Here is a 16,063-nt window from a genome sequence, read left to right on the forward strand (position 1 = left end):
AGATACTTTCGAAAAACTATTTTCTCATTAATCTTAAGAAATTATTTAGCTTTTCTTTCCTTTTTTTTAATATCAAATAGCTACAATATGGTTATGTTAATGAATATTAAGGAGAAGAAACGGAGGAAAGAAGATGAAACGCAGAAAGATAAAAAGGAAAGTTAATTTTTATATTACTTTAATCATTTTGTCGGTGTGCTATATAGGGATTTATAAGTTTAGTCAGAGCAGTCAAGTTCAAAATTTCATGAACGAGATAATAGAGGTTTCCGGCCCCTCAACAACCTTCATAGATTCATCATTAAAAGCACCTAACATAAAAGGACAAGCAGCAATATTAATGGATGCTTCTTCGGGAGAAATATTACTGAAACAAGATGCAAACAGTGCCTTCCCTGTTGCAAGTATGTCTAAATTAATGACAGAATATATAGTTCAGGAGCAAATTCAAAATGGAAATATTAAATGGGATGATCTGGTTGAAATTTCACACAGTGCTAATAATATGGATCCACAAGCGGTGAAAATTTATGTTAAAGACAATGATGCTCTAACTGTTCTTGATTTATATAGCGCAATGGTTATTTCCTCAGCAAATAATGCTACAAGAGCTTTAGCAGAGCATATAGCAGGCACTGAGAAAAGATTTGCAGAACTAATGAATAAAAAGGCAAAAGAAATTGGTCTTTCTTCCAAAACTAACTTTGTAAACTCAACTGGATTAGTAAATACAGACGGCTCTGAGAACATAATGACAGCAGAGGACGTTGCAATATTGGCCTATCAGTTATTAAGTGATTTCCCTGAAGTAGTGGAAACAACAAATTTGCTTGAATATGAATTAGCATACGACAGTACAAACTTAAAGAATTCAAATTCTATGCTATATCCTGAAAATCAAGACCTATATTTTAATCTGGTAGATGGATTAAAAACTGGGTACACAGAAACTGCCGGATATTGCTTTGCAGGAACAGCAAAGCAAGGAGACAACCGACTTATTTCAGTAGTAATGGGTACTAAAAGTGATGACGCTCGTTTTCGCGAGACATACAAGCTACTCTCATTTGGATTTGAGAATTTGTAACAAGCTTTTCGTTCAATGTTGCAAATGAAAATTTCTGGACGTGATCCTTAGTTAAGATACATTTCTAAAATTTTTTTCAGAAAAGTTTAGAAACTTGGAAAGTGACTCTGAATGTAGTGGTACGAAGCGATTGCCGAGTAATAATCCAGTGGCAAAGAGTTTACTAATAAATAAAAGGTTGACCTATTGGTGTTATCATACTATAATTTCGTTTAATATTATTTATATTAAACAAGCGAAGAAAAGAACATTATTAAGCCGGTCTCCCTGTTAGAAGAGAATCAGTGGTTGGTGAAAACTGATACAAAGATTAGGTGAATTTCATTCTTGGAGCTTTTTTTATACTATATTTTAAAGAACATAGTATAAAAACGGATTAAACCGTTATTTTACCAAGTGGGAAACATAGACTTGTTTCCAATTAGGGTGGTACCGCGTGAACAGCCACGTCCCTATCGTAAAAGATAGAGACGTGGCTTTTTTTGTCTTTTAACAATTAATTAGAAGACATAATAAAAATAGATTGGATTGGTTAGTTTGCAAACAACAGAGCAATGGTCATCAAAGATTGGTTTTATTTTATCTGCTGCAGGATCAGCTATCGGGGTAGGAGCAATTTGGAAGCTTCCTTACGTTACTGGTATAAGTGGAGGAGGTGCATTCTTTCTTCTATTTATTTTATTTTCTTTGTTTATGGGCTTTCCTTTACTATTAGCGGAGTTTGTTATTGGTAGAAGTACGCAAAAAGAAGCTATTAGTGCATATCGTAGCCTTGCTCCTAATAGTAACTGGCATTGGATTGGGAGATTAGGGGTATTCACCTGTTTTCTTTTATTATCTTTTTACAGTGTAATTGGTGGATGGATTGTTATATATATTGCAAAGGGTCTGTTTGGTGGAATAATTAGTGAGGGTGCAGATTATGGGTCTGTCTTTAACCTAACAATTGGGAATCCTCTGTTGGTTCTTGTTGCCCAATTTGTGTTCTTGGCTATAACAGTTTTAGTGGTGGCTAAAGGGATTCAAAATGGAATTGAAAAAGTAAATAAAATTCTAATGCCCGCCTTATTCGGACTATTTATCGTTCTAATTATCCGCTCCCTAACGCTAGATAACGCTATGGAAGGTGTGAAATTCTTTTTAGCACCGGATTTCTCGAATATTACCTCTGAAAGTGTCCTATTTGCGATGGGCCAAGCTTTTTTCTCTTTAAGTGTCGGTGTGTCCGTTATGGTTACTTACAGTTCTTATCTTTCCAAAAAGGAAAGTTTAATACAACCAGCTATTTCAATCGTTTCAATGAATTTAGTGATTGCTTTATTAGCAGGTTTAGCAATTTTCCCTGCTGTCTTTTCCCTAGGCTTAGAACCAGCTGAAGGACCAGGATTACTATTTGTTGTATTGCCTGCTGTGTTTGATCAAATTGTTTTTGGTGAAGTTTTCTTAATAGGTTTTTTAGCATTATTTTTATTTGCCACATTAACTTCAGCCTTTTCTATGTTAGAAATAATTGTGGCATCTATAGTCAAAGAAAAAGCAGAAAAGCGAACAAAATATGCTTATATGATTGGAATTTTAATATTTTTAGTAGGAGTCCCTTCGGCATTATCCTATAGTATTTTTGCTGATATTCTTATTTTCTCGAAGAGCCTCTTTGACTCTGCCGATTATTTAGTTAGTAATATACTAATGCCGTTAGGCGTACTTTTAATCTCTATTTTTGTTTCGCATAAGATAGAAAAAAGTACTTTACGGGAGGAATTATTACAGCATTCTCGTTTAGGTGCTACTGCATTTAATATTTGGCTTTTTATAATGAAATACATTATTCCACTAGTAATTATCCTCGTTTTTCTCGATATTACTGGTATACTCAATAAAATAGTTGAGATTTTTTAAAATAAATTTAAAGAGCTTATCCTTTATGGAATAAGCTCTTTAAATTCTTAAGGTTTATCTCTTATTTGGCAGATAGTTCACTTTCCGTCACCCATTTATGGTTTTTGACTACTTCTCCACCTGAGGTTGGAGTGTAATCGACCATATATACCGTCGTAGGTTCTGCCGAATCAATTTCAGCAGTAGCACCTTCCATTCCAGGCATATGATCTGCTTCAATGGTAACTTTGGTTCCTGGTTCTAAACTTTTATCCCCAGCTTCTTTAATTTCTTCTTGAATGACCCATTTATGATTTTCCACTCTTTCTCCACCAGATGTTGGCATGTAGGAAATGACATAGGCAGTTGTTTCATATGCTCCCGTTATCGTTGCCTCTGCCCCCTTCATACCCTCCATATGGTCTGTTTCAAGAATAACTTGGCTTCCGACTTTGTAAGTAGGATTATCGGCTACTTTCAAATCTTCCGGAACTTCACCTGTGCTAGAGTGATTCATGCCAGAATGATCCATTTCCATGTTTTCATGTGTGCTAGTTTCTTTTTCATCACTACCACATGCCGTCAACGTGAATGCTGTAACCAAGGTAACAATTCCTATTACTATTTTCTTCATCGTCATCCTCCTCAAGTTTTTTCTGCTCTTTTAAAAACGTAATGCAATCAGTACAACCGATATAGAACTAAACGCTATAGCTGTCACTGCGTATATTTCACTATACATCTTGTTTTCACCCACCCCAAAATACTACCAGGGGGTATAAATTCACGAGAGAAAGAGAGTGCCTTACATAGCACTCCTCCATAACTATTTTACATCGTATCCTTGATCATCAATTGTTTCTTTAATAACATCTAGCGATACTTTATCCTCGTCAAATGAAACGTCCACTTTTCCTGATTCTAAATCGACCTTCACTTCATTTACTCCATCTAACTTTCCTACACTGCCTTCTACAGAACTAACACAATGACCACATGACATTCCTTGTACGTTTAATGTTACTTGGTTGACCATTTTAAATTCCTCCTCTTATTTTTTCATTAATTTTTGAATCGTAATAAGCAATTCATCCAGTACTTCATCGTCACCTTCTGCTAGTCTATCCACTACACAGCCTTTTAAATGCCCTTGTAAAAGTACTTTGGCTACACTATTTAGAGCTGACTGAGTTGCAGAGAGTTGCGTGATAATATCATCACAATAGACGTCTTTGTCTACCATCCCTTTTATTCCACGAATCTGACCTTCAATACGATTTAAGCGATTCGTTAAATCTTTTTTTACATGCTCAGGATGATGACTTTTTCTACAAGACTGATCAGACGTATTTGTATTCTCTTCTATTAAATTGTCCAACTCATCAACCTCCTATTTCTTATTTATATAATACAGTACCTATAGGGGGTATGTAAAGTATAATGCTTTATTGTTTATAAAAATTCTACATTGTACTATTTTGCATATCCTTATTCATCAAAAAAGGACCTAATAATTTTAAGTCCTTTTATCTTTCTGTTTTTAATGTTTTGCATGATCAATTGCCTGGTGCAACAGATTCATAATATGGTCATCATCACTTGAATAATACAACGTTGTTCCTTCACGACGAAACTTAACTAAACGCAAGTTTTTCAAAAAGCGGAGCTGGTGAGAAACTGTGGACTGACCTAAATTTAGTGCCTCTGCAATATCATTCACAGAATACTCCTCACAGCATAGCAAATTTAAAATACGGATACGTGTTGGATCACCTAACGCTTTAAACGTCTGGGATACGACAAAAAGAGTTTCTTCATCTAATTCATGTGTGTTAGTTTGTACTTCTTTCTCCATATTAATGCACCCTCTCTTTTAAGTTTTATTATTATGTTAATGATTGTGGTGTGCATGTGCATCTGGTGCCTTTGCTTTTACCGTACATAAAATAGAGTTATCGTGTTTATGAGCTGCAGTTTCAAGTTGAATGGTCACATGTTGAATATTTTTATGTTCTAAATTATGTTCGATTTTATGAAGTAGCTTTTCGCTTTCTGCAATCGTCATTTGTTCTTCAACCACCACATGGCAGGAAAGTGCGTTCAAACCACTTGTAATAGACCAAATGTGTAAGTCATGAACACTTATAATTTCTTTTTCCAGCTCTATTGTTTTAACGATTTCGTCTATATTAACATTTTGAGGTGTTCCCTCCATCAAGACGTGGAGTGATGCTTTTGTTACAGAGTAACCACTTCTTAAAACTAACACAGCGACAATGACACTAGCTAATGGATCGGCCCATCCCCAGTCAAAGAATATGATTAGCAAGGCTGCAATAATTGCACCAACTGAGCCTAGCATATCACTGATCACGTGAAGAAATGCCCCACGCATATTTAGATTGTCTTGCGTATCACTGCCTCGCATCATTATCCAAGCTACAAGGATGTTTACCCCTAGCCCAATACTACTAATAATAAGCATTCCACTTGTGGCAACCTCAGGGGGATTCGCGAACCGTTCAATTGCCTCATAAAAGATAAATAGTGCAATCAATATTAGTGTTACACCGTTTAAGACTGCTGCTAATATTTCGAATCGCTTATAGCCATATGTTTTACTAGCGTTTGCTGCCCTTTCACTAAATGTAAATGCTAGCAGGGCTATCCCAAGTGATATGGCATCGCTTAGCATATGTCCTGCATCCGAAAGAAGGGCCAAGCTGTTTGTCAAATACCCGCCTATTGCTTCTACAATCATATAGATTGTAATGATGAAAAATGAAATCAGTAATACCTTTTTATTTGCACCGTTTGTATGGTCATGATTATCCGCCATTATAATCCCTCCGTTTAATATATAAAACTAATATATGATGATATGTTCATATATACACATTATATTCTACTTAATTTATTGTCAACACTTAAATCTGATATTTTTTTTAATGTGTTAAATAATTTCCATATTTATAAGATTATTTTCATAGAAATTTATTTGGAAGAATAGACTAAATTGTAACACTTAAAAATTTGAGGGTTATTTTAAGTCTAAGGTGAAAGGTGAAAGAGTATGACACCCATGTTTTCTCATGTAACCTCCGACCAAATGGTTTCAATGATTCACCACGGATTAAGTAAAAAACAAAACTCAAAGAGAATACTTATTGTCGGCGCAGGTATGTCAGGGTTAGTTGCTGCCTCGCTATTAGAGGAAGCCGGACATAGTGTAACCATAATTGAAGCTTCTGAAAGAGTGGGCGGACGAATATACACGAAACGCTTCCCTTTTATTAACGGTCAATATATGGAAGCTGGGGCGATGCGCATTCCATCGACTCACAATTTAACGTTAGCGTACATAAAAAAATTCAATTTACCAATAAATCCATTTATAAACAGTACACCTAACGACTTGATTTACGTGAACGGAATTATAACACGCCAATACTTGTATGAACAAAACCCAGATATACTGGGCTACCCTGTCGCACCTAATGAAAAAGGCAAAACAGCTTTGGAGTTGATACAATCAGTCATTCAACCTGTTATTGATTTTATCAATATAGATCCAACGGAAAATTGGAGATGGGTCATAAACGAATATGATAAATATTCAATGGATTCATTTCTAAGATATAACCCTAATGGCGTGACTTTATCGCCTGGTGCCATCGAAATGATTAAGGTACTTCTTTCTATCGAGGGCTTAGCAGAGCTCGCATTTCTAGATATATTACGTGAGTTTATAATTCTTTTAAACCCAATTACTCGCTATTATGAAATTACCGGTGGCAACGATCAACTCCCAAATTCATTTCTTCCACAATTAGAGGGAAATATCATTTTTAATCAACAGATGACCAAAATTATTCAGCACCAAAACCAAGTCACTATATATTCGGAGCATACAGAATCGAAACAATCGTTCGGAACAACATGCGATATAGCCATATTGACCATTCCATTCTCGATTCTGCAATTTGTTGAAGTTATCCCCCATAATTCATTCTCGCATAATAAGTGGAAAGCGATTCGTGAACTCCATTATTCCACTTCCACAAAAATAGGTCTTCAGTTTAAAAGTAAATTTTGGGAGAAACAAGGAATCCAAGGTGGGCAAACCGCAACTGATTTGCCCATTCGATTTAGTTATTTTCCTAGCCATGATATCGGTAAGAACGAGACTGGAGTAATTTTAGCTAGCTATACTTGGGAAGATGATTCACTCCCATGGGAAAGTTTAAGTGAAGAGAAACGAATTCAGCAGGCCTTACAGAACTTGGCTACCATCCATGGTCGACAAGTTTATGATGAATTTATTACGGGAGCATCCTATAGTTGGGGGCAAAATCCATTTTCAGGTGGAGCATTCACTATGTTCAAGCCAGAACAGGAAACAGAACTTTTTCCATACCTTGCCACACCAGAGGGTCGTGTTCACTTTGCAGGTGCACACACTACACTCCCACACGGTTGGATACAGGGTGCAATTGAATCTGGTATACGTGTAGCTTTCGAAGTCAATAATTTATCTTGAGAGAATCACTTAATTTGTGTCATTGCGAAACCTCGTTTGTTTACTAATAAGGGATATAGATAATTGAGTAAGGTAGGATAACAAAAGCTCTCCTCCTGTTTCACTGATGCAGTTATTTACGCAATAAAAAAACCCCTAGGGATAACTTTCCCTAGGGTTAAATTATATTATTAAAGTTTGTCGTCTTTCTGTTATATACTTCATAATTACGCCAAATCTTTTTATTTTAATCTCATTTCCAACTTTAATTGTTCTCTACAATTAAAGTTATATAACCTTTAACCTACTCCACAGTTACTGACTTCGCCAGGTTTCTAGGCTTATCTACGTCGCAGTCTCTGTGTAATGCTGCGTAATAACTGATAAGTTGTAGTGGGATTACTGCTACTAGTGGAGCGAATAGCTCGTTTACTTTTGGAAGTACGTAGCGATCTCCTTCTTCCTCATGGCCTTCCATTGCAATAATACATGGATTAGCACCACGTGCAACTACTTCTTTCACATTACCACGGATATTCAGGCTTACTGCTTGTTGGGTAGCTAAAGCAATAATTGGCGTACCCTCTTCGATAAGAGCAATTGTACCGTGTTTTAGTTCTCCACCAGCAAATCCTTCTGCTTGAATATATGAAATTTCTTTAAGTTTTAATGCACCTTCTTGGCTTACGTAGAAGTCTACGTTACGTCCAATAAAAAAGGCATTTCTAGTAGTTGCTAAAAACTCTTTTGCGATTTCTTCCATCTCTTCCTTAGAATCTACAATTGCTTGAACAGCATTTGCTACAATTCCTAGCTCTTTTACAACATCAAAGTCTAGCATTTTTCCTTGAGATTGTGCGAATACGGAAGCAGTTACCATTAATACCGCAACCTGTGCTACATATGCTTTTGTAGAAGCAACAGCAATCTCTGGACCTGCGTGAAGTAAAAGTGTGTGATCTGCTTCACGAGAAAGAGTAGAACCCGGTACGTTTGTCATCGTAATTGTTGGGTATCCTAATTCTTTTATCTTCACAAGAACTTGTCTGCTATCTGCAGTTTCCCCTGATTGAGTTAAGAACATGAAAATTGGTTTTTCTGATAGTAATGGCATATTGTAGCCAAATTCACTAGAAATATGCACTTCCACAGGAATACCAGCAATTTTTTCAAAGTATTCTTTACCAATTAGCCCACCGTGGTAGCTTGTTCCAGCCGCAATGATGTACAGGCGATCAGCAGCCTGAAGTGCTGTCAAAATTGCAGGGTCAATTGAAAGTTCCCCTTGCTCATTTTGGTAAGCTTGAATAATTTTACGAATAACAGCTGGCTGCTCATCGATTTCTTTTAACATATAATGAGGGTATGTTCCCTTTTCAATATCGCTCATATCTAGTTCTGCTTTGTATGGAGCACGTTCAACTTTTGTGCCTTCCAATGTTTGAATTTCTACAGAATCCTTGCTTACGATTACGATTTCTTGGTCATGAAGCTCAACATATTGCTCTGTTACTTGAAGCATCGCCATAGCATCAGAAGCTACAACATTGAATCCTTCACCAACACCTACAAGTAACGGTGATTTGTTTTTCGCTACATAAATTGTATCTTCGTCTTCATTATCAAGTAATGCAAGAGCATAAGAACCATGTATTAAATGCAATGTTTTGCGAAGTGCGTCAATTGTAGATAATCCGTCTTTAGAGAAACGCTCAATCAGCTGTACAATTACTTCTGTATCTGTCTCAGAAGCCATTTCCACGTCTGCTAAATAAGCTTTCTTCATCAAATGGTAGTTCTCAATTACTCCGTTATGCACTAAAGTGAAACGTTTTGTTGTACTTTGATGAGGATGAGCATTTTCATGGTTTGGTACACCATGAGTTGCCCAGCGAGTATGACCAATTCCAACAGTCGCCCCTACTTCTGTATCTACTACGTCACGTAAATCCGCAATGCGACCTTTTTCTTTAAATACCATTACTCCATCTTCGTTTAATACTGCAATACCTGCTGAATCATAGCCACGGTATTCTAACTTTTCTAACCCTTTTAATAAAATTTCCTTTGCATCAATTTCTCCAATATAACCAACAATTCCACACATAATCTAAATTCCTCCGTTTACATTCATGTCAAAATAAGCTTCCTACACATGGTGTAGTAGCCAATTAAGCTAAGAATGCCTTCTATTCCACCTGTCATCCGATCACTCGAATGTTTTATGAAAAAGAATAACAACCGGGCAAATACGGTCGGGAGGCATCCGCCGAAATTTCGATAACCTCCACCTCGTCTGCTGAAGATGATTTTCCGTCCAATTTCTTCAGCTCTGGCGCTATAATTGTTTTCTGTGTTTTACGCGTTACCTGTCCTCCATTTCTACGCGGCTACCAATACTAGATTGGCAACTTCTACATTATATATGTTCATAGTATGCTCGTCAATTTAATGAGTGCAGGGGGTTTTAATCAACTTAAAGGACCACTACAAAAGTAATAGCCCTCTAGTGACAAAATTACTTACCAAACTGCAATTGATCCATCTGTACGAGACTCGGTTCCTCCTTGAAGAACTCCTGTTTCATCATTTCTCCAAATAATCTGCCCCCTACCAAAGCTACCACCATCAGAAGCAACTTGAATTTGATGCCCTTTACCTATAAGACTTTGTACAAGGTAGCTTGGGAATTCCGGTTCTACATGAACTACTTTTCCCTTCATCCACTGCCACCGAGGCATATCTAGTGCAGCTTGTGGGTTTAACAGGTAATCTACTGTATTCGTCACGATTTGGAAATGTCCTTGTGGCTGCATATATCCTCCCATTACACCAAAAGGACCCACTGCCTTACCATTTTTGCTTAGGAAGCCTGGAATGATAGTATTAAATGTTCTTTTTCCTGGTTTTAACACATTTGGGTGAGTCGCTTCTAAAGAAAAATCATGTCCTCTATTTTGCAAGGCAATACCTGTTTTGGGTATAACTATTCCTGAACCAAATCCCATATAATTACTTTGGATATAAGAAACCATATTACCTTCTTCATCAGCAGTAGCTAAATATACAGTCCCACCTTTAGGGATGTCATATATTTCTGGATTTGCTGCTTCTTCATTTATGTCATTAGATCTATTTTTGGCGTACTCCTCTGATAACAGCTGCTCTACACTAATCGGCATTTCAGCAACATCTGTTATAAATGCCTGACCATCTGTAAAAGCCAACTTCATAGCTTCTATTTGATGATGAAGTGTCTCCATACTTTGCCATTTTGGTTCCGCCAAGTTTTTGCATATATTGAGCGCCATTAATGCAATCATTCCTTGCCCATTCGGCGGGATTTCCCATACATCATAACCTTTATAATTGACCGAAATAGGATTTACCCATTCTACCTTATATGTACGAAGATCATCTTTACATAAATAACCTCCATGCTTTTTCATAAACTTATCGATTTTCTCTGCAATTTCACCTTCATAAAAATCACGAGCATTTGTTTCTCCTATCGCTCGGAGAGTACGGGCGTGATCTGGTGAGTTCCACATCTCCCCTATTTCTGGAGCACGATCATTGGGTGCAAAGGTTTCAAACCAGGCATTAAATTCCTCTGAAGTAAATGTAGCTTTGTATCTGTTATAGGCAAGCTTCCAGTACTTTCCTAGTATCGGAGTTAACGGATACCCTTCCTCTGCATACTGAATAGCAGGCTCTAAAACTTCTTGAAGTGAAAGTTTCCCAAATCTTTCTGACAATGCAGCCCAAGCAGCAGGAACTCCTGGCACGGTCACAGGAATAACTCCGTGAACAGGTATTTTGTCATACCCTTTTTCTCTTATCGCGTCGATAGAGATAGATTGTGGTGCTGGACCCGAAGCGTTTAAGCCATAGAGCTTGTCTTTTGTCCATACTAACGCAAAAGCATCCCCACCGATTCCGTTAGAGGTGGGTTCTACGACAGTAAGTGCCGCTGCCGTAGCAATTGCCGCATCAATTGCATTCCCGCCTTTTTTTAATATATCCATTCCCGCCTGTGCTGCTAAAGGCTGGGAGGTTGCAACCATTCCCTTTTTCGCAAATACCGTATGACGCTTTCCTTGAAACGGGTGATGTAAATAATCCATAATAACTCCCTTTTATACCTTCCTAACAGGTATGGTTTGATTTCTTAAGTATAATAAAAGAAACTCAGAAAATATATATGAATTTTCTCGCAATTCAAAAAAGAACACCCTCTAAAAATTAGAAGATGCTCTTATTTAATTTATCCATTTAAATTTTGATTAACTTTAAAATATGTGCCATCGGCCAGATGCTTAACTAGCCTAATAGCTTAACAATTTCTCTATTAAACGCCGGAATATCATCTGGAGTACGACTTGTCACCAACTGGTTTTGGCAAACGAATACTTCTTCATCATGGAATTTTACCCCTGCATTTTCTAAGTCTACTTTAATCGATTTATATCCAGTCGCGTCTCGACCATCTAATGTTTTCGCAGTGATGAGTAATTGTGGACCGTGACAAATTGCAAACACTGGTTTTTTCTCATCCATAAAATACTTAGCAAATTGAACAAAACGATCATCTGCTCGTAAAATATCCGGTGAAAATCCTCCTGGTATAAATAATGCGTCAAATTCTTCAGGTTTCACTTCGTCAACGCCATAATCAATTTTCACCGTGGCTTCTCCGTTTTTACCTGTTACCTCTTTGCCTGCTTCTTTTTCAATAGCAAATACCTCATGCCCTGCATCGTTTAGTGCCTGTGCTGGACCTGTGTATTCCACGTCTTCAAACATATTTGTGATTAATGTTGCTACTTTAGCCATTTCCTCACTCCTTAATTGTTTGTTCTCTCTTACTATTCCACTAAATTTGCTCTAGTAAACATTAGAAATACGCAAGTAAATTGGAGTATCGTATTTCATGGACTGTCTGACCAAAATCCTGTCGACCTTCGAATAGCTTTGGAAGAATGAATTTAAAGGCACCTTTGCCTTGACCTGTCGTTCTAAAAGGACTCGAGGAGCTAGCAGATTACATAAAAAAACCGACATATTAAATATGTCGGTTTTCTAAACTTATTCTTCTAAACCCATTTCAGCTTTTACAACTTCAACGATTCGGTTTACATAATTTTCGCATTCCTCTTCGGTTGCTGCTTCTACCATTACGCGAACTAACGGCTCTGTACCAGATGGACGTACAAGGACACGACCATTACCAGCCATTTCACTTTCTACTTCACTAATAATAGCTGCAACTTTTTCATTTTCCGTTACCGCGTGTTTATCCGTAACTCGTACATTAATAAGCTTTTGTGGATAGATAGTCATTTCCGCAGCAAGCTCAGAAAGTTTTTTACCTGTTATTTTCATAATATTCACGAGCTGTAAACCACTTAATAAACCATCACCCGTTGTATTATAATCAAGGAAAATAATATGTCCTGATTGCTCCCCGCCTAGGTTAAAGCCATTCTTTTTCATCTCTTCTACTACGTATCGATCTCCAACAGCAGTTTTTACGCTCGTCATATCGTGTGTTTCTAATGCTTTGTAGAAGCCCATATTGCTCATTACAGTGGAAACAACTGTCCCGTTATTTAGACGTCCATTTGCATGAAGATGTTTGGCACAAATATACATAATTTGGTCACCATCTACAATTTGTCCCTTTTCATCTACCGCAATTAAACGATCTCCATCTCCGTCAAAAGCAAGCCCAACATCTGCTCCTTTTTCTAGAACAAACTTCGCTAAGTTTTCTGGATGTGTAGAACCGACGCCATCATTGATATTCAATCCATTTGGTGAAGATCCCATTGTAGATAAGTCGGCATCTAAATCAGCAAATACATGCGTTCCAAGAGACGATGTTGAACCATTTGCACAGTCCAGGGCTACATGGATCCCTACAAATTCTTCATCTATGGTTTGTTTCAAATACTGAATGTATTTTTGACCACCTTCGAAGTAATCAGATACCGTTCCGACACCTGCTCCGGTTGGACGTGGTAATTCATCTATATCACTATCTAATAGTTGCTCAATTTCTTCCTCTTGTCCATCAGTTAATTTAAATCCATCCGAGCCAAAGAATTTAATACCGTTATCTGCCACAGGGTTATGAGAGGCAGAAATCATCACACCAGCACTTGCACTCATTGCTCTAGTTAAATAAGCTACTGCAGGTGTACTAACAACTCCTAGACGCATTACCTCAACCCCTACGGATAAAAGGCCAGCCACAAGTGCACCCTCTAGCATGTGACCAGATATACGAGTATCCCGACCAATCAATACTTTCGGACGTTCTGTTACTTCCTTCGTTAGTATAAATCCACCAACTCTACCTAATTTAAATGCAAGTTCTGGTGTTAGCTCTGAGTTTGCAACGCCTCTAACTCCATCTGTACCAAAATATTTTCCCATTTATTCTTCTCTCCTTAAAAACCTGTTGTACAACCTATTAAGCTTCTTTAACCGTAAGGACTGCTTCTTGTTCAGAAGTTTCCCACTCTATATCAGATGAACCCTCTATTTGGATTGGTAGAACACTTTCTCCCACCTCCGAATTAGTTGCTTCTACATATACAGAAAAATTGTTTAATTGAACCTTGTCTAAAGCCTCTGCTGTTCCTTTAGCAACAACCGAGACAATGCCGTCTGCTGGTTTTTCAAAATTACTTACCAGCTTATCTGGCAACCCTCTTACATTAATCGGTACTTGGCCAAATGACTTTTCTATAATTGTGGATACTGGCTCTTCCTGTTCATCTGCCTCTTCCGTTTCAGAGTCAGGAGCAAGTGTAACGTCTCCTGTAATCTCTATTGTCTCTTTTGATAATCTTGTAACTCCTTCTGGTAAAGCTAATTTCATATCAAAGCTACCAGACTTTTCGATTTTACTTATATCTACATCGACATTTAGCTGATCTATTTTATCAAGTACTGATTTAGGTCCATATAATCGAATTGCATCTGTCTTTGTAGCTAGACCATTTACGGTGACCCCTTCTTTGGGTTTACCTTGTTTCACTAGAGCTATCGGTACCTCTTTACTATACTCTTCTATTTTTACACTTACTTGAACAGAATTTGGTTCAACGATGACGTCTAGCTTATTTAAGTCAAGATCGAGTACTTTGACAGTCGTTTCTTGTTCGAAGGACTTGTTGATACCTTGATCTCCTGAAATAGTAGCTTTTACATAACCTATGCTATTAATAACACTTTTTGCTCCTGTTACTGTTACTTTTTGTGGTTTTACCTCATATGACTTCACTACATAATTTTCAGCTAATAGGCTTTCATTCATGTCCGTTTCTACACTAAACTCTCGAGAAATACGTTCTTCAATTACAACATCCACATAAACCGGATCTGTTCGAACATTTAAATTTTCTGGGAAGTTTTCCGTAGCTATCGGGACCCGATGAGTACCTATAGTTAGATCTCTAAGATCTACAAATACTTTAAAGTCTTTCATTAGTTTTGCCGATAACACCAATTGTCTTGGCCCCTCTACGTTGACGTTAACTGTCTTTGGTGGCCCGGTAACTACTAGGTTATCATCGTCATAATAAACCTCGAGAGGTATATCACGAATAACATCAACATCCTTGCTGCTTGCATTTGTATTATCACTTTCCAATTCACTTCTCACACTTATAAAAAGTGCAATTGCTAATACTAATGCAATTATTCGCAAGAACCAGGGATTGTTCATCATCTTATCCATTTTGTTTCCCCCTCCATAGCCATTTAGAAGAAGTTACCTGCTCCTCCTTCGGGAACCAAAGGCGAGTTAAATGGGACTCAAATTCTGCTATCGATAAATCTCTTCGTAAATCTCCATTGGAGGTTAAACTAATCGCACCAGTTTCTTCTGATACAACAATCGTTATAGCATCCGTCACTTCACTCAAGCCAATTGCAGCTCGATGCCTCGTACCTAGCTCTTTCGATATGAAAGGACTTTCTGATAAAGGCAAGTAAGAAGCTGCTGAAGCAATGGTATCTTTTTTTATAATAACGGCTCCGTCATGTAGTGGAGTGTTCGGTATGAATATATTAATAAGAAGCTCTGATGTAATATAGGAGTTTAACGGGATCCCCGTTTCTATATAATCTGTCAAACCAGTTTCTCTTTCTATGGAGATAAGTGCTCCGATTCGTCTTTTTGCCATATAACTAATCGATTTCGTCATCGCAGCAATAAGGCGACCTTGCTCTTCTTCCAATTGCATTGTGCTTCTAGAGAATAACTTACCTCTACCAATCTGCTCAAGTGCTCTTCTTATTTCTGGCTGGAAAATAATAATGATTGCTAAAAATCCAAACTCAATTACTCGATCCAACAGCCAATCAAGTGTATTTAAGCCAAAAAAGTCCGTTACAACACGTGCAATGACAATGACAAAGATACCTTTTAATAATTGAACTGCTTTAGTTCCTTTTATCAAGGTAATAACTTTGTAAATAACAAACCATACAAATAAGACATCCAAAATATTTACAATAACGTTTACTGGCATTAGGTCTGTAAATTGCTCCATAAACGACATGTG

Annotated in this window: 14 protein-coding genes and 1 other annotated feature; of the genes, 3 read left to right on the forward strand and 11 right to left on the reverse strand. The window is 37.3% G+C overall.

The window, feature by feature from the left end; translation table 11 throughout:
• Window positions 1–133: 133 nt before the first annotated feature.
• Both ACQCPR_RS18740 and ACQCPR_RS18745 read left to right on the forward strand, forming a co-directional pair.
• On the forward strand, window positions 134–1,087 hold the full coding sequence (locus ACQCPR_RS18740) for a D-alanyl-D-alanine carboxypeptidase family protein (protein WP_427137789.1): 954 nt from the start codon (window positions 134–136) through the stop codon (window positions 1,085–1,087).
• A gap of 229 nt (window positions 1,088–1,316) precedes the next feature.
• Window positions 1,317–1,544 (forward strand) — a binding site (T-box leader).
• Window positions 1,545–1,624: 80 nt separating this feature from the next.
• Window positions 1,625–2,986, forward strand: a complete 1,362-nt coding sequence (locus tag ACQCPR_RS18745) for a sodium-dependent transporter (RefSeq protein WP_090565787.1) — start codon at window positions 1,625–1,627, stop codon at window positions 2,984–2,986.
• Between the two features lie 61 nt (window positions 2,987–3,047).
• On the opposite strand, the gene ACQCPR_RS18750 is transcribed toward ACQCPR_RS18745, so the two are convergent.
• The 5 genes from ACQCPR_RS18750 to ACQCPR_RS18770 form a co-directional block, all read right to left on the reverse strand.
• Window positions 3,048–3,605: a DUF1541 domain-containing protein gene (locus tag ACQCPR_RS18750; RefSeq protein WP_427137790.1), complete on the reverse strand. Its 558-nt coding sequence runs from the start codon at window positions 3,603–3,605 to the stop codon at window positions 3,048–3,050.
• Between the two features lie 186 nt (window positions 3,606–3,791).
• Window positions 3,792–4,001 carry a copper chaperone CopZ gene (gene copZ, locus ACQCPR_RS18755; RefSeq protein WP_427137791.1) on the reverse strand — a complete coding sequence of 70 codons (210 nt, stop codon included), beginning with the start codon at window positions 3,999–4,001 and terminating at the stop codon, window positions 3,792–3,794.
• 15 nt (window positions 4,002–4,016) lie between these two features.
• Entirely contained in the window at window positions 4,017–4,343 is a 327-nt protein-coding gene (locus tag ACQCPR_RS18760; RefSeq protein WP_090565782.1) for a metal-sensing transcriptional repressor, read from the reverse strand.
• 162 nt (window positions 4,344–4,505) lie between these two features.
• On the reverse strand, window positions 4,506–4,820 hold the full coding sequence (locus tag ACQCPR_RS18765; protein ID WP_090565780.1) for an ArsR/SmtB family transcription factor: 315 nt from the start codon (window positions 4,818–4,820) through the stop codon (window positions 4,506–4,508).
• Between the two features lie 36 nt (window positions 4,821–4,856).
• Window positions 4,857–5,804 (reverse strand): cation diffusion facilitator family transporter, encoded by a 948-nt coding sequence (locus ACQCPR_RS18770; RefSeq protein WP_427137792.1) that lies wholly within the window; start codon window positions 5,802–5,804, stop codon window positions 4,857–4,859.
• 234 nt (window positions 5,805–6,038) lie between these two features.
• Between ACQCPR_RS18770 and ACQCPR_RS18775 the strand changes: the two genes are divergently transcribed.
• Window positions 6,039–7,505, forward strand: a complete 1,467-nt coding sequence (locus ACQCPR_RS18775) for a flavin monoamine oxidase family protein (RefSeq protein ID WP_427137793.1) — start codon at window positions 6,039–6,041, stop codon at window positions 7,503–7,505.
• Window positions 7,506–7,788: 283 nt separating this feature from the next.
• Here the strand turns inward: ACQCPR_RS18775 and glmS are convergent, their stop codons facing one another.
• From glmS to cdaA, 6 genes are all read right to left on the reverse strand, one after another.
• Complete coding sequence (gene glmS / locus ACQCPR_RS18780) at window positions 7,789–9,591, reverse strand: glutamine--fructose-6-phosphate transaminase (isomerizing) (RefSeq protein WP_427137794.1); 1,803 nt, start codon at window positions 9,589–9,591, stop codon at window positions 7,789–7,791.
• Between the two features lie 415 nt (window positions 9,592–10,006).
• On the reverse strand, window positions 10,007–11,611 hold the full coding sequence (gene ggt, locus ACQCPR_RS18785) for a gamma-glutamyltransferase (protein WP_427137795.1): 1,605 nt from the start codon (window positions 11,609–11,611) through the stop codon (window positions 10,007–10,009).
• A gap of 196 nt (window positions 11,612–11,807) precedes the next feature.
• Window positions 11,808–12,320 (reverse strand): type 1 glutamine amidotransferase domain-containing protein, encoded by a 513-nt coding sequence (locus ACQCPR_RS18790; protein ID WP_090565758.1) that lies wholly within the window; start codon window positions 12,318–12,320, stop codon window positions 11,808–11,810.
• Between the two features lie 252 nt (window positions 12,321–12,572).
• Window positions 12,573–13,925: a phosphoglucosamine mutase gene (gene glmM, locus ACQCPR_RS18795; RefSeq protein ID WP_090565756.1), complete on the reverse strand. Its 1,353-nt coding sequence runs from the start codon at window positions 13,923–13,925 to the stop codon at window positions 12,573–12,575.
• A gap of 37 nt (window positions 13,926–13,962) precedes the next feature.
• Window positions 13,963–15,234: a CdaR family protein gene (locus ACQCPR_RS18800; RefSeq protein ID WP_427137796.1), complete on the reverse strand. Its 1,272-nt coding sequence runs from the start codon at window positions 15,232–15,234 to the stop codon at window positions 13,963–13,965.
• Window positions 15,227–16,060, reverse strand: coding sequence for a diadenylate cyclase CdaA (gene cdaA, locus ACQCPR_RS18805; RefSeq protein WP_427137797.1), 834 nt, complete (start codon window positions 16,058–16,060; stop codon window positions 15,227–15,229). Before cdaA ends, ACQCPR_RS18800 begins: the two co-directional genes overlap by 8 nt.
• Window positions 16,061–16,063 lie beyond the last annotated feature (3 nt).

This window comes from Psychrobacillus psychrodurans (assembly GCF_050209195.1).
GTDB classification, from domain to species: Bacteria; Bacillota; Bacilli; order Bacillales_A; family Planococcaceae; genus Psychrobacillus; species Psychrobacillus psychrodurans.

Excerpts from the sequence above, each read along its gene's own strand:
- ggt (WP_427137795.1), bottom strand. The coding sequence starts at position 11,611 with ATGGATTATTTACATCACCCGTTTCAAGGAAAGCGTCATACGGTATTT.
- glmM (WP_090565756.1), bottom strand. The coding sequence starts at position 13,925 with ATGGGAAAATATTTTGGTACAGATGGAGTTAGAGGCGTTGCAAACTCA.
- cdaA (WP_427137797.1), bottom strand. The coding sequence starts at position 16,060 with ATGTCGTTTATGGAGCAATTTACAGACCTAATGCCAGTAAACGTTATT.
- ACQCPR_RS18765 (WP_090565780.1), bottom strand. The coding sequence starts at position 4,820 with ATGGAGAAAGAAGTACAAACTAACACACATGAATTAGATGAAGAAACT.
- ACQCPR_RS18790 (WP_090565758.1), bottom strand. The coding sequence starts at position 12,320 with ATGGCTAAAGTAGCAACATTAATCACAAATATGTTTGAAGACGTGGAA.
- ACQCPR_RS18800 (WP_427137796.1), bottom strand. The coding sequence starts at position 15,234 with ATGGATAAGATGATGAACAATCCCTGGTTCTTGCGAATAATTGCATTA.
- glmS (WP_427137794.1), bottom strand. The coding sequence starts at position 9,591 with ATGTGTGGAATTGTTGGTTATATTGGAGAAATTGATGCAAAGGAAATT.
- ACQCPR_RS18770 (WP_427137792.1), bottom strand. The coding sequence starts at position 5,804 with ATGGCGGATAATCATGACCATACAAACGGTGCAAATAAAAAGGTATTA.
- ACQCPR_RS18750 (WP_427137790.1), bottom strand. The coding sequence starts at position 3,605 with ATGACGATGAAGAAAATAGTAATAGGAATTGTTACCTTGGTTACAGCA.
- ACQCPR_RS18775 (WP_427137793.1), top strand. The coding sequence starts at position 6,039 with ATGACACCCATGTTTTCTCATGTAACCTCCGACCAAATGGTTTCAATG.
- copZ (WP_427137791.1), bottom strand. The coding sequence starts at position 4,001 with ATGGTCAACCAAGTAACATTAAACGTACAAGGAATGTCATGTGGTCAT.
- ACQCPR_RS18740 (WP_427137789.1), top strand. The coding sequence starts at position 134 with ATGAAACGCAGAAAGATAAAAAGGAAAGTTAATTTTTATATTACTTTA.